This is a genomic window from Myxococcota bacterium (genome assembly GCA_039030075.1).
Lineage (GTDB): Bacteria > Myxococcota_A > UBA9160 > UBA9160 > SMWR01 > JAHEJV01.
In genome coordinates this window covers 66,629-79,074 of the sequence record JBCCEW010000012.1, presented here as the reverse complement: position 1 = coordinate 79,074, position 12,446 = coordinate 66,629, and the positions used below count along the sequence as shown (strand labels likewise).

The following is a 12,446-nucleotide window of genomic DNA, read 5'->3' as shown; positions in this document are numbered from 1 at the left end:
ATGCTGGAATCGCTCTCGCAAGAACACATACGCGCCGGCGCCTGCAATGAAGCTCACGACGCAACCGAGGGTCAGGATGTCGAGATCAGTCACGGTTCTCGGCCCCCAGGAGAAGGGTGCCCATCGAGAGGATCGAAGGGACCCAGATGCCCACGAAGATCCCGCGCTCGTGATCTCCGGTGAAGAACAAGGAGATCGAGGCGAGGAAGGAGAGCCCCGCCGCGAGCAGGAAGAGCTGTTTTGCCTTGCTGACCGCGGGCTGGGCGTCGGCGGCGGCGTGGACCGCGACCGGGGGTCGGACCGAATCGTGCTTGGATGCCATGTCAACGTCCTTCTTCGAGGAGGCTGCGTCGGCCTCCTGAGATGACTTCCACGCTAGAAGCGGTCCGGATTCTGTCAAAATATTTTCTATACAAAACTTAGCATTCGCGATGATCCGACTCCTCAGGATCGAAATAAGTTGAATATATTCAAATGTCTATGGATTTCCTTCATCTCTCAGCTCATTTGATTGAACTGATCTTTTCTGGACAAAAAGGGCCACCCCGCGTAGTTTCGAGACATGCCCCCCGCCCGACGTGCGCCCGAAGCCTCGACCTACCCCTTGCGGGTCGCGGCGCGCGTGACGGGGATCTCGGCCGAAACGATCCGGGCCTGGGAGAACCGGCACGGCATCGTGCGCCCTACGCGCACGGCGGGGGGCACGCGTCGCTACTCGCCGGAAGACCTCGAGCGACTCCGCCAGGTCAAGGCGGCGGTCGATGCCGGCAACCGCATCGGCCGCGTTGCGGAGCTCGACGCAACGAGCCTCGCAGCGCTCTCGGAAGACGACACCGAACCCGAAGCGCTGACCACGATTCGTCACGCCGTCGAAGCACTCGACTCGGCAGAGGCGCAGCACCTACTCGGACTGCAGCTCTCTCTCCTCGGACCGTCCGACTTCGTTCGCCGCGTCGCCCAGCCGCTGATGCGTGAGCTCGGAGCGCGCTGGGCCGCGGGCGATTCGGGCATCGCGGCCGAGCACCTCGCTACCGGAATCTTGCGCGGAATGCTGGGCACTGCGTTGCAACCGAGCCCGGCGACGCTCCGTGCGCCGCGCGTCCTGTTCGCCACGCCACCCGACGAGCCCCACGAACTCGGCTTGATGATGGCAGCGGTCGTCGCGTTGGGAGCCGGAGCCCACCCGCTCTATCTCGGCGCAGACATACCGATCGAGGAACTCCTCGAGGCCGTGGATCGGAGCGGCGCCGAAGCACTCGCCCTCGGCATCGTGACGCTCTCCCCACACGCGGCGCGGGGCGCGACACGACGCATTCGGGGGACGCTACCGGCCGATGTCGATCTCTGGCTCGGGGGCTGCGGTGCGTCCCAGATCGAACGGTCCCCAGGTATCGAACACTTCGACACTTTCGAGAGGCTCGAGCAGCGCGTCGCCCTGCTCTCGGCGCATCGATGACACTTTTGTGCGTCCATCGAACATGAACTGCGATGTCGTTTCCTGGCCGATCGAGAATCGGCGCCTAGGGTCAGCAGCGTTCGCGGCCTCCAACCGCCCGCGAAGCAGAGCCTGGGAGAACTTCGATGAACGCGCGTGTCTTCTCGATCGGACTGTCATTGCTGCTCGGCGGCGTCGCACCGCACGCATCCTCCGCCGAGAGCCAAGCGACCGATGGACTGAACCCCGATCCGCAGGTGGCCCGACTGGTCGTGCGGGGCAGCACCGGCGGCGACGCGACGACTCCAGCGCCGGATACCGTCATCGAACGCTTCGCCGCACTCCCGCCCTGGGAAGCCACGAAGCGCTGGGACGCGTGGGTCGCCGCTCACACGCCGCCGCCTCGCTTCGTTCGCCGCGGCCCTCCGGCTCCGCCTCGATCCCTCCCCGCTACGAGAATCGCGGGCCGCTGGACCCCCTGAGCGAGGGACGCCACTGGACGGCGACATGACAGAGCCCCGCGTCGCGCTCGTCGTAGGAGCCAGTCGCGGCGTGGGCCTCGCTCTCACCGAGTTGCTACTGCGCCGCGACGACGTCGATCGAGTCGTCGCGACGGCGCGAGAACCCGAGTCGAGCGCATCACTGCGCGCACTCGCCCAGCGGGAGCCCGATCGGCTGCTCACGGCTCCCCTCGACGTGACGGACGAGTCGAGCCTCGAAGCGGCGGCCGCGCGCATCGGGTCGTGGAGCGGACCGACGCTCCACTGGCTGGTGAACTGCGCGGGGCTCCTCCACGCGGGTTCGGAACTTCGCCCGGAGAAGAAGCTCGAGGACGTTTCGCCGGAAGCGCTCCGCGCGGTGTTCGAGGTGAACGCCTTCGGGCCCCTGCTACTGGCGAAGCACTTCCTGCGCTTCTTGCGCCACGGTGATCGCGCGGTGTTCGCCAGCCTGTCGGCGCGGATGGGGAGCATCGGCGACAACCGCCTGGGCGGTTGGTACGCCTATCGCGCATCGAAGTCCGCCCAGAACATGTTCCTTCGCACGCTCTCGATCGAATGTCGCCGGCGGGCACCGAACGTCCTGTGTCTCGCGCTCCATCCGGGCACCGTCGAGACCGAACTGTCGGAGCCCTACCGTGGGGGAGTACCGGCAGAGCGCCTGTTCTCTCCAAGCCGTGCCGCCGAGCAGCTGCTGGACGTGATCGACGCGAGCACGCCGGACGATCACGGCGCCTTCCTCGCGTGGGACGGCACGCCGATTCCGTGGTAGGCGTCCGCGATCATTCCTTCCCGATCCGCGTGTCGTAGACCTCGAAGCCCCGCGCCTCGGCCACCTGGGCGAGTGCGCCCTCGGGCTTCCCGAGGACGGCGATGCGCTGCTGCTCACGGCATGCGTCAAGGCGTGGCACGAATTTCTGGTAGCCAGCCACGTGCGCGAGCACGGCCTCGCTATCGGCATAGCGCTCGATCACGACGCAACGATCGTCGGAAGAGCAGTACCAGTCGTAGGCCTCGTTGCCGGGCTCGTTCGCCGCAACGTGGGTGGCCACCTCGACGAGCAGCGCCTCGAGTTCGGCGCGCTGCCCCTCCAGAATGCGCGACTCGACCAACAGGGTGATGGCTTCGGACACGGTGCGGCCTCCTCGGTGCCGGGTGCGACCCAGGCCGCACACGTGGGAGACGAGGTATCTCTTCTTGACGTTTCCGCCAAGGGCGGGTTTCCCTGGGCTCGGAGCGAAGGCGCCAGAACGAGGAGCCCCATGTCCACTACCGAGATTCTCCGCTGGCAGATCGGTGACGCGCGGATCACGCGCGTGGTCGAGATCCCGCCCGCCCCGCTGCCCGGCCTGCTGCCGGACGCCACGCCCGAGAAGGTCGCCGCCTACGGTTGGCTTGCGCCCTTCCTCGATGCCAACGGGGCCCTCCTTTACAGCATCCACTGCCTGGTGATCGAGGTCGACGGGCAGGTGATCGTCGTCGACACCTGCATCGGCAACGACAAACCCCGCAACCTGCCCTTCTGGTCGCATCTCGATACGCCCTTCCTCGAGCGCTTCCGCGAGGCCGGCTTCGAACCCGAGCGCGTCGACCGCGTGCTCTGCACTCACATGCACATCGATCACGTCGGCTGGAATACCCGCCTCGTCGACGGGCGCTGGGTTCCGACCTTCCCGAACGCCCGCTACCTCTTTCACGAGAAGGAGTGGGCGCACTGGAAGGACGCTCCCGATCACACTGGGCCGGTCTTCGCCGACTCGGTGCAACCCGTCTTCGATGCGGGGCTCGCCGACCTCGTCGCGAGCGATCACCAGGTCAGTGACGCGGTCCGGTTGATACCGACCGAGGGGCACACGCCGGGGCACGTCTCGGTGGTGATCGAGTCACGCGGCGAACGCGCCGTGATCACGGGAGACATGATCCATCACCCCTGCCAGCTCCCCCACCCCGAGTGGGCGAGCATCGCCGACAGCGACTCGAACCAGAGCACGGCGACGCGACGTGCCTTCCTCGGCCAGTTCGCGGACACCCCGACCCTGGTGATCGGCACCCACTTCCCCACGCCCACCGCCGGACGGCTGGTGCGCGACGGCGAGCGCCACCGGCTGGAATGTTGAGCGGGAGGCCCGCGGTCTGACGCGCAGCCGCTAGCGCGCGCCGGGCTGCAGGCGCGCGAGCCAACGGTCGGCGGCACGCAGGCGCGCTTCGAGTTCGCGCTCGGTCGCTTCCGAGATCTTGCGAATCCCCACCTCCTGATTCAGACGGTGGTTCACCTTCGCGTGCCCCAGGCCCATCGCGCGCGAGATCGCCTCGGCGCGGAACTTGTTGAGGTCGCGCAGCTCCTTGCGTCGCTCCCGAGCGGTCTTGCCGTCGGTCGGCTCATCTTCGATGAGCATCGGCGGCACGGCGCCTTCGGCGAGCGACTCCTCGCTCTCGAGCTCGGGGAGCGGAACCTCGTCGACCGGTTCGGCTTCGACCGCCTCGGCGTGCGCGCCCTCTTCGGCGTCGACGTCTTCCTCGGCATCCCACACGGATTCGACGTCGAAGAGCACGGCGTCCCCGGGCAGTGCCTGCGCGGAAATCGCCTGGAAGAGATCGAGCTGTTCGCGCTCTTCCGTCTCCTCGGTCTCTTCCGGCGCCTCTTCGACCTCCTCGGCTTCATCGAGCTTGTGACGTCGCGCCCGCTTGATCTCGAGGGCGTGCTCCCGGATCCGCGGATCGTCCGGGATGAACATGTAGGCGCTCTGTCGCCCACCCTTCCCCTGCACCCAGCGCACCAGACGTCCGACAGCCTGGCGGAAGAAGAGATCGGTGATGGTGGTCGTCGCGTACACGCCCACCCGCAGGCGGGGAATGTCGACGCCCTCGGAGACCATGCGCACGGCGATGAGCCAAGGGTCGCCCGAGTCGCGGAACTCGGAGATCCGCCGGTTCGATTCGGGATCGTCGGAGGTGGCCACCACGGCATCGAGCCCGAACTGCTCCTTGATCAGGCGGGCGATGCCGTGGGCGTGGTCCTGGGTCATCGCGATCACGAGCCCGCCCGCATCGGCGTCCTCGGTGCGGAGCTTCTCGAGCTGGGTATGGGCGCGACCGAGCACGTCGCGCAGCCACTCGCCTTCGAGGGAGAGCGCGGTGCGCAAACGCTGACTCGCCAGACTGCCCTCGCCCAGCGGATCGTCGAACTGGGCCGTGTAGTGCTCGCCGTCGGCGCCGCGCCATTCCATCCGGCCGTTGACGCGCGGGAAGAAGACGGGCCGCACGACCTCGTGATCGTCGAGGGCTTCGCCGTAGCCGTACTCGTAGTCGGGCTGGGCTTCGGCGCCCGCGTAGCGGATGAACGGGATCGCCGAATCGTCCGAGCGAAAGGGCGTTCCCGAGATGGAGAGGCGTCGGCTCGCCCCGGAGAGCCCGTGCTGGATGGCGTCCCCCCACGCCATGCTCTCGGCGGCGTGGTGCACCTCGTCGAGGATGCCGATCGCGCGCTGGGACACGCGGGCGATCGCGTGGGGCGCTGCCGCGGCCTGCTGATAGGTGACCACCACCCCGTGCATGTCCTGGGGAACCACTTCGCGCGAGTGCCAGTTCGGTTCCAGGCGCAGGCCGAACCCCTCGGCCGCGTCGGCCCACTGCACCTTGAGGTGCGCGGTCGGCACCACCACCACGATGCGCGCAGCCTTGCGCGCGATCAGGGTGCGCCGCGCCGCCATCAGCGCGAACGTCGTTTTGCCAGCGCCGGGCGTGGCCACCGCCAGGAAGTCCGGATCTTCCTGCTCTTCGAATTTCGCGAGCGCCTCGACCTGCCAACGACGCAGCGTCGGCAGCCCGCGGCGTTTTCGTGCCGCGCGCATCTTCACCCCCGTCCGACGGACATCCACCGTCGGAGCGAGCGCACGGTACGCGATTCTCGGACCGCCGTCAGGGCCCTCGTCGGGAAGCGCGCGCTAGCGGCGTCGGCCTCCCCCGACCGCCATGCCCGCGAGACCGAACACGATCAAGAGACCCGTACCGGGTTCGGGAACCGTCACGATGTCGAGGATCAGCTTCGCCGAGGGTGTCGCGGGCCCTCCGATCCCACCGGGGTGCGTGTGGTGGAAGAGCCCTTCCGCGATGTCGAGAGACGGATCGTTGTCGATACTCGATACGAGGCCTCCGAACAGGATCGTTCCCCCGATCGATCCGTCGAGGTACATGAGGCCTTCCATCGTGAACGGGAAGATTACCTCGGTCCCCTCGTCGGCCTTGACCACCGGACCGTCGGCGGCGATATCCCCGGTCGCACCGAGCAACGGATACCAGGTGTCGAAATCGGATCCGGTGGCGAGATCGCCGAGGATCAGGTCGGCGTCGATGACGGAGAGTTGGGGCGCGTCGAGTGTGAACAGGGTGTACGTCTCTTCGGGATCCGCCGAGCCGTAGCCGAAGCCGGCGTCTCCCGGAAACGTGGGCAGGTAGAGGCTGAGCGCGGCGTCGGCGATGAAATCGTCGGGCCCGAGCGTGGGCACGTCGAACACGAACCAGTTCTTCGCTGTTTCATCCGTCGTCTTGTTGTAGCCGGCCTGGTAGTTCTCGATCGTCGATCCGACGATGTGAGCGCTGTTCCCCGACTCCTTGAAGAAGCCCGAGGTCACCGCGTCGACGACGACCGTGGCCGCCATCGCCGGTGTTCCGACTCCGACGAGCAGAGCGATCGCCGCAGCGAGCGGAACGCGGCTCCGCGGGTGTCGCGTGGGGATGGTCTTCGCGAGAGCCTCGTGCTCGAACATCAGCGATCTCCTTCTCGTGCGTACTTGCGTGCAACGGAAGGCGATCCGCCCGAGCGAGGCGGCCCCTTCCCTGTCGCGCATCGTACACGAGCGACACCAGGGTGCGTTCACGAATCGGTGTTGCCACCGACCTCTTCCCGCGGGGTCCAGGGCGCCGAAGCACCGGCGCGCGGGGGATCAGCGCTCGCCAGAGAGCGCGCGCGCGTGGTGGGCGATGTGCGTGCCGACGAAGGACGCGATGAAGTAGTAGCTGTGGTCGTACCCTTCGCGGTAGTGGAGCTCGAGGGGAACGCCGGCTCGCTCACAAGCCTCGCGAAGACGGTCGGGCCGGAGCTGCTCCTCGAGGAACGTGTCGGCGTCGCCCTGGTCCACGAGGATGGGCGCGCGCCATTCGCTCTCGGCGAGCAGCGCGCAGGCGTCGTAGCGCAACCAGGCCGCGCGCTCGGGCCCGAGGTAGTTCCCGAGGGCCTTCTCGCCCCACGGACACTCGCTCGGCGCGCAGATGGGAGCGAACGCCGACACCGAGCGGTATCGCTGGGGGTTCCGCAGCGCGACCACCAGCGCACCGTGTCCGCCCATGGAGTGGCCGAAGATCGATTGCCGGTCCGGGTCGACCGGGAAGTTCGCCGACACGAGCGCAGGGAGTTCCTCGGTGACGTAGGCGTACATCCGGTAGTGAGCACTCCAGGGCGCTTCGGTCGCGTTCACGTAGAAGCCTGCGCCGCTGCCGAAATCCCAGTCGTCGTCTTCGCCGGGAAGCGCCGTCCCGCGCGGACTCGTGTCGGGCGCGACCAGCGCGACGCCGTGCTCGGCGGCATACCGCTGCGCACCCGCCTTCACGGTGAAGTTCTCCCAGGTGCAGGTGAGACCCGAGAGCCACCAGAGCACCGGGACGGGACCGGACGCGGCCTGGGGCGGGAGGTAGACGGCGCACTCCATCTCGCAGTCGAGTTCGCTGGAGGCGTGCCGCAGCACGAGCTGGCGGCCGTCGAAGCAGCGCGCCTCGCTGATCGTTTCGGGTGTGCTCAACGTCCCCTCCTCCCCGGGCTTCGCACGGCCGGCACCGCGTGCGGCGGCCGACGGTAGTCCATCTCGCGAGCCGGATCGCGCTACCCTGCGCGCGAGGAGACCCCCATGCGAAGGCTGACCATCCTTGTCCTGACACTCGGGCTCACGCTGGCCGGGCCCACCGGCTGCATCACGGCGGTCGGGATCTTCCAGCCCGAGAACGTCGGCGGGGAGACCATCGTGATCACCACGTTCGACAAGAACGGCGACCCCTGGGAGCGGGTGATCACGCCAATCGACGACGGCGGGCGCCTCGTCGTGGCCGCGAATCACTGGCCGCGGGCCTGGTACTACCGCGCACTCCAGAACCCGGACGTTCAGGTGAAGGGGACCAGCGACACCACGGACTACCGCGCGGTACCCGTCAGTGACGAAGAGCGGGACCGGCTCCTCGACGAGTCCGGGTTCCCCTGGTTCGCCTATGTACTCACGGGCTTCGCTCCGCGCGAGTTCCTGGTTCTCGAGCCTCGCTAGCAAGCGCCGCACGGCATGCGCAACGTCCTCGCCTGGCTGATCTTCCCGGTCACCGTGACCGTCGTGCTCGGCGCCGGCCTCTGGGCGTTGGGGAACGACGTGTCCAGCGGCTGGGTCGTCGGCCTCGGCACCTTCGGAAGCCTCGCGATCGTGGCCGTACTCGAGCGGGTCCAGCCCTACCGGCCCGATTGGAACCACTCGCAGGGCGACCTCACCGCCGACGCTCTCTATCTGCCTACCTACCTGGGCGTCAACGCGCTCTTCGAGCCCTTCGTACGCGTCGCCGCCGTCGCCCTGGGTGTCGCGGTCTCGGAGTCGATCGGGATCGGGCTCTGGCCGGGCGACTGGTCGCTCCTGGCGCAGCTGGTCCTGGCCTCGGTGGTCGTGGAGGCCTTCGACTACTGGCCGCACCGACTGCTGCACGAGGTGCCAGCGCTGTGGCGCTTCCATGCGATCCACCACAATCCGAAGCGGCTCTACTGGCTCAATGCGACCCGCGCCCACCCGGTGGAGATCGCGTTCCGGGGCATCGTCAACGTAATCCCGCTGGCCCTGCTCGGCGCAGGCGAAGCGCTGCTCGCGATGGTCGCCCTCACGAACACCGTGCTCGGGCTCTTTCAACACGCCAACATCGACTTCAAGCTCGGTCCGCTCAGCTGGATCTTCAGCGTGGGCGAGATGCATCGCTGGCACCACTCGGTGACCCTGGCCGAAGCCAACCACAACTACGGCAGCAACTTCCTGTTCTGGGACATCGTCTTCGGCACCCGCTATCGCCACCCGGAACGCAGCGGCCCGGACGAGATCGGCATCGAGAGCGACGACATCCCGGTCTCCTACTGGGGCCAACTCGGCGCCCCCTTCCGCTCCTGATCGACGACGAGCCACCCACGAGGATCCCGCTGGAAAAGCCCCCGAACGGCGCGATGCAGGCCGAGCTCCCGAAGACGCCCGCGAGTGACTGCCTCGATCGGTACCTGTCCGAAGGTTGGTTTCGCACCGGCGGCCTGATGGCCTACGCGCCCCTCATCACGATCCACCGGGATGTCTGGGCCACGGTTCCGATTCGCGTTCCGCTGCACCGCTACCAACCGAGCCGCAGCCTGCGTCGGATGCTCCGCAAGAATGGCGACCGTTTCCGCACCGAGGTCGGGCCCGCCACGTCCGATGCGGCCCGCGAGTCCCTCTATCGCGAGACGTCGAAGCGCTTCGCCGGCTATCGCTACGAGAGCCTGAGCGAGATGCTCACCGCCGAACCCTTCGACCGGCTCTTCGACACGCGCGAGGTATCGGTGTGGGACGGCGACCGACTGGTGGCCACGAGCTACTTCGATACGGGCCAGCATTCGGTGGCGAGCCTGCTGGGACTCTACGATCCCGAGTACAAGCCCTTTGGCCTCGGCGTGTACACGATGCTGCTCGAGGTGGAACACGCCGTCGCGCACGGATATCGCTACTACTACCCGGGGTACGTGCTCGTCGGGAACCCTTGGCTCGACTACAAGCTTCGCCTGCAGCCGATGCAGTACCGCAGCCCTTCGGGCCGCTGGCGCACGCGGGCCACCGCCCCGATCCGCGACCGACTCTGCAACCGGATCCAACAGCGCCGGGCCCGACTCGAACGGGCGCTGTCGCGCGCCGGCGTGGTCCATCGGCGGCGCATCTATCCGATGTTCTGGATGGAAGATCTGGGCGTCGCCACGCTCCTCGACTTCGACCCGGTCGGCTCGCCCGTGCTGATCGAGATCGGAGCGCGCGGGGTGGAAACGGGCGGCTGGATCGTCGAGGTCTCTCGTGAGGACGGTCCGGCGTATCGCGTCTCCGAGGCGGCTCCGAAGCGGGGCATCGACGATTGGATCGAGGGCGGCAAGACCGAAGAGATCGAAGATCCGGTCTACGTGATCGAACCCCTCGAGCGCCTCTGCGATCCGATCGCGGTCGATACGGTCGACGCCGTGCTGGCGGCGCTTCCATCGCGGCCCGGCAACGGGGCCGCGTAGCGAACCACGCGGGCTTCAGGCGTCGAGCCGAGCCGCGACGGCTTCCTCGCAGGCATCGAGCAGGGCCTCGGCGAGCGCCTCGTCGTCGACGGACCGCGCCAGCACCAGCCCTCCCACACAGAGCGCAACCGACGTGAGCGCCCGCGGGTCGGGCGTGTCCGGAGAGCCGAGGCCTCGCTCGAACTCGGCCACGAGCTCGCGCAGCTTCGTGGCATGTTGCTTCCGCGCACGCTTCCCCGCGCGCGCCACGTCGACGGACAGGGCCGCGAGGTCGCAGCCGCGTCCGACCTGCTCGCGGTGATCGGGATGCAGGTAGCCGCGCACCACCTCGAGGGCGCCTTCGCGGAGCGCCTCGGCGCTGCGCCCCTCGCGGGCCCGCATCCGCGCGACGAAGTCGGCCTCGTGATCCAGGGCCCGCGCGAACAGATCGGCTTTCGACCGGAAGTGCTTGTAGAAGCCGCCCCGCGTGAGTCCGGCCGCGCTCATCACCGCGTCGAGGCTCACCCCCTCGAAGCCGTGGCGTCGGAACAGGCGCCGCGCTTCGGCGAGGATGCGCTCACGGGTCTGGTCCTTGTGTTCGGGGGCGTAGCGCACTTGACCTCCAGGCTCGGCAACGAGTATCCTCGATAGGATTACGTTTGTCATCCCATCGGAAACCGATCCGCGCGCCGCGACGCGCCGGATCCGGAGTCCTGGAGATCCCCATGACCACAGCGCCCGACTACGAACTGCTGATGTTCCAGCGCAGCCACTTCAACGAGAAGGCGCGCTGGGCGCTCGACTGGAAACGCATTCCCCATCGCCGGACTCCGTTCCTCCCCGGCCCCCACGGCGGCCCGATCCGGAAACTCACGGGCCAGACCCAGGTTCCGGTGCTCGTGGCAGATGGCGAAGCGATTCCGGGTTCGGCGCGCATCATCGAAGCCCTGGAGCAGCGCCACCCGGAACCGGCGCTCTACCCGAGCGACTCCGCCGAGCGCGAGCGCGCCCTCGCGATCCAGACCCACTTCGACGACGAGGTCGGCCCGAAGATCCGACGCGCGATGTTCTCGGTGATGGTCGAAGAACCCGCCTATCTCGCGTCGCTCTTCGCGGGCCACAAGAGCGCACCCCTGCGCTGGGCCTACGGCGCGGTGTTCCCCCTCGTGAAGGCGAAGATGAAACACGAGATGCAGATCGAAGAGCCCCACATCGGCGAAGCGTTCGAGGCGACGCGCCAGGCCTTCGCGTTCGTCGAGAAGGAAGTCGGACCGTCGGGCTATCTGGTAGGGGATCGTTTCAGCATCGCCGACCTGACGGCGGCCGCGATCCTGGCGCCGGGCGTGGTCGTCGACCACCCGGACATGCACAAGCCCGCGTCGCCACCGCCGGCGATTCGCGAGTTCCTGGCGCGCTGGGCGTCGCTACCGGGAGCCGCCTGGGTGCAGCGGATGTACGCAGACCACCGGCCCGGACGCGCCTAGGCGCGAACCGTGGGCGGCTGCGCTGCCCCTCGCCGGGAGGGCGCGGGTCGCGCATCTTCTGGTCATGACGCCCCCCCTCCCCCACGTCGACGTCTTCTGGTCGTTCCGCAGTCCCTACTCCTACCTGGCCACGGGTCGGCTCGTCGAACTCGAAGCGCGCTACGCGATCGACGTCCGCGTGCGCCCCGTGCTGCCACTCGCGGTGCGCACACCCGAGTTCTTCCGGCAGGTGAACCCGCTCTTCCCGAGCTACCTGGTGCGCGACGTGCTGCGGCTCGGCGAGTTCCAGGAGATCCCGATCCGCTGGCCGAGACCCGACCCGGTCGTGATGAATCCAGACGGCAGCTACCCCACCGAGCAGCCCACCATCCACCGACTCACGCGGCTGGGCGTGGCCGCCGCCGAGCGCGACCGCGGCCTGGCCTTCCTCGACGAAGTGTCCCAGCTCATCTGGAACGGCGACGTCGACGGCTGGCACGAGGGCGATCACCTCGCTCGGGCGACCCAGCGGTCCGGCCTCGACCTCGCCGAGCTCGACGCCGCGATCGAGGCCGATCCGTCCTCGCACGTGCAGACGATCGACGCCAATCAGGAAGCCCTCGAAGCGGCGGGGCACTGGGGCGTGCCGACGATGGTGTTCGAGAACGAACCCTTCTTCGGCCAGGACCGCCTCGACCTCTTGACCTGGCGCCTCGAGCGCGCAGGCGTGAAGCCGCGCGGCTGATCGCAACCCCACCGGGAGA

At 68.1% G+C, this 12,446-nt stretch carries 15 protein-coding genes; 9 read left to right on the top strand and 6 right to left on the bottom strand.

What is annotated here, in order from left to right; translation table 11 throughout:
- Positions 1-85: 85 nt before the first annotated feature.
- A complete protein-coding gene (locus AAF430_14350) occupies positions 86-322 on the bottom strand; it encodes a hypothetical protein (GenBank protein MEM7411416.1) in 237 nt (78 codons plus the stop codon).
- A gap of 240 nt (positions 323-562) precedes the next feature.
- On the opposite strand from AAF430_14350, the gene AAF430_14345 reads away from it, so the two are divergent.
- The 3 genes from AAF430_14345 to AAF430_14335 all read left to right on the top strand — a co-directional run bounded on the left by AAF430_14345 (position 563) and on the right by AAF430_14335 (position 2,704).
- Positions 563-1,456 (top strand): MerR family transcriptional regulator, encoded by an 894-nt coding sequence (locus AAF430_14345; GenBank protein MEM7411415.1) that lies wholly within the window; start codon positions 563-565, stop codon positions 1,454-1,456.
- Positions 1,457-1,581: 125 nt separating this feature from the next.
- The gene (locus AAF430_14340; GenBank protein MEM7411414.1) at positions 1,582-1,917 is read left to right on the top strand and encodes a hypothetical protein; all 336 of its coding nucleotides are present in this window, start codon (positions 1,582-1,584) and stop codon (positions 1,915-1,917) included.
- A 25-nt stretch (positions 1,918-1,942) separates the two neighbouring features.
- Positions 1,943-2,704, top strand: a complete 762-nt coding sequence (locus AAF430_14335) for an SDR family NAD(P)-dependent oxidoreductase (GenBank protein MEM7411413.1) — start codon at positions 1,943-1,945, stop codon at positions 2,702-2,704.
- Between the two features lie 10 nt (positions 2,705-2,714).
- Here the strand turns inward: AAF430_14335 and AAF430_14330 are convergent, their stop codons facing one another.
- The gene (locus tag AAF430_14330; protein ID MEM7411412.1) at positions 2,715-3,065 is read right to left on the bottom strand and encodes an antibiotic biosynthesis monooxygenase; all 351 of its coding nucleotides are present in this window, start codon (positions 3,063-3,065) and stop codon (positions 2,715-2,717) included.
- A gap of 129 nt (positions 3,066-3,194) precedes the next feature.
- On the opposite strand from AAF430_14330, the gene AAF430_14325 reads away from it, so the two are divergent.
- Positions 3,195-4,049 carry an MBL fold metallo-hydrolase gene (locus tag AAF430_14325; GenBank protein MEM7411411.1) on the top strand — a complete coding sequence of 285 codons (855 nt, stop codon included), beginning with the start codon at positions 3,195-3,197 and terminating at the stop codon, positions 4,047-4,049.
- 30 nt (positions 4,050-4,079) lie between these two features.
- On the opposite strand, the gene AAF430_14320 is transcribed toward AAF430_14325, so the two are convergent.
- The 3 genes from AAF430_14320 to fghA form a co-directional block, all read right to left on the bottom strand.
- Positions 4,080-5,783 (bottom strand): DEAD/DEAH box helicase family protein, encoded by a 1,704-nt coding sequence (locus tag AAF430_14320; GenBank protein ID MEM7411410.1) that lies wholly within the window; start codon positions 5,781-5,783, stop codon positions 4,080-4,082.
- Positions 5,784-5,876: 93 nt separating this feature from the next.
- Positions 5,877-6,698: a PEP-CTERM sorting domain-containing protein gene (locus AAF430_14315; protein ID MEM7411409.1), complete on the bottom strand. Its 822-nt coding sequence runs from the start codon at positions 6,696-6,698 to the stop codon at positions 5,877-5,879.
- A gap of 177 nt (positions 6,699-6,875) precedes the next feature.
- Complete coding sequence (gene fghA, locus AAF430_14310; GenBank protein MEM7411408.1) at positions 6,876-7,727, bottom strand: S-formylglutathione hydrolase; 852 nt, start codon at positions 7,725-7,727, stop codon at positions 6,876-6,878.
- A 105-nt stretch (positions 7,728-7,832) separates the two neighbouring features.
- On the opposite strand from fghA, the gene AAF430_14305 reads away from it, so the two are divergent.
- Genes AAF430_14305 through AAF430_14295 form a run of 3 tightly spaced genes read left to right on the top strand, consistent with a single transcriptional unit; the run spans position 7,833 to position 10,240 of the window.
- Positions 7,833-8,240 (top strand): nitroreductase/quinone reductase family protein, encoded by a 408-nt coding sequence (locus AAF430_14305; protein MEM7411407.1) that lies wholly within the window; start codon positions 7,833-7,835, stop codon positions 8,238-8,240.
- Between the two features lie 15 nt (positions 8,241-8,255).
- Positions 8,256-9,113: a sterol desaturase family protein gene (locus AAF430_14300; GenBank protein MEM7411406.1), complete on the top strand. Its 858-nt coding sequence runs from the start codon at positions 8,256-8,258 to the stop codon at positions 9,111-9,113.
- 53 nt (positions 9,114-9,166) lie between these two features.
- Complete coding sequence (locus AAF430_14295) at positions 9,167-10,240, top strand: GNAT family N-acetyltransferase (GenBank protein MEM7411405.1); 1,074 nt, start codon at positions 9,167-9,169, stop codon at positions 10,238-10,240.
- 15 nt (positions 10,241-10,255) lie between these two features.
- Here the strand turns inward: AAF430_14295 and AAF430_14290 are convergent, their stop codons facing one another.
- Positions 10,256-10,834: a TetR/AcrR family transcriptional regulator gene (locus AAF430_14290; protein ID MEM7411404.1), complete on the bottom strand. Its 579-nt coding sequence runs from the start codon at positions 10,832-10,834 to the stop codon at positions 10,256-10,258.
- Between the two features lie 110 nt (positions 10,835-10,944).
- Here AAF430_14290 and AAF430_14285 point away from each other — a divergent pair, with 110 nt between their 5' ends.
- Together AAF430_14285 and AAF430_14280 are read left to right on the top strand one after the other, a co-directional pair.
- A complete protein-coding gene (locus tag AAF430_14285) occupies positions 10,945-11,703 on the top strand; it encodes a glutathione S-transferase family protein (GenBank protein ID MEM7411403.1) in 759 nt (252 codons plus the stop codon).
- A 64-nt stretch (positions 11,704-11,767) separates the two neighbouring features.
- Positions 11,768-12,427 (top strand): 2-hydroxychromene-2-carboxylate isomerase, encoded by a 660-nt coding sequence (locus AAF430_14280; protein MEM7411402.1) that lies wholly within the window; start codon positions 11,768-11,770, stop codon positions 12,425-12,427.
- Positions 12,428-12,446 lie beyond the last annotated feature (19 nt).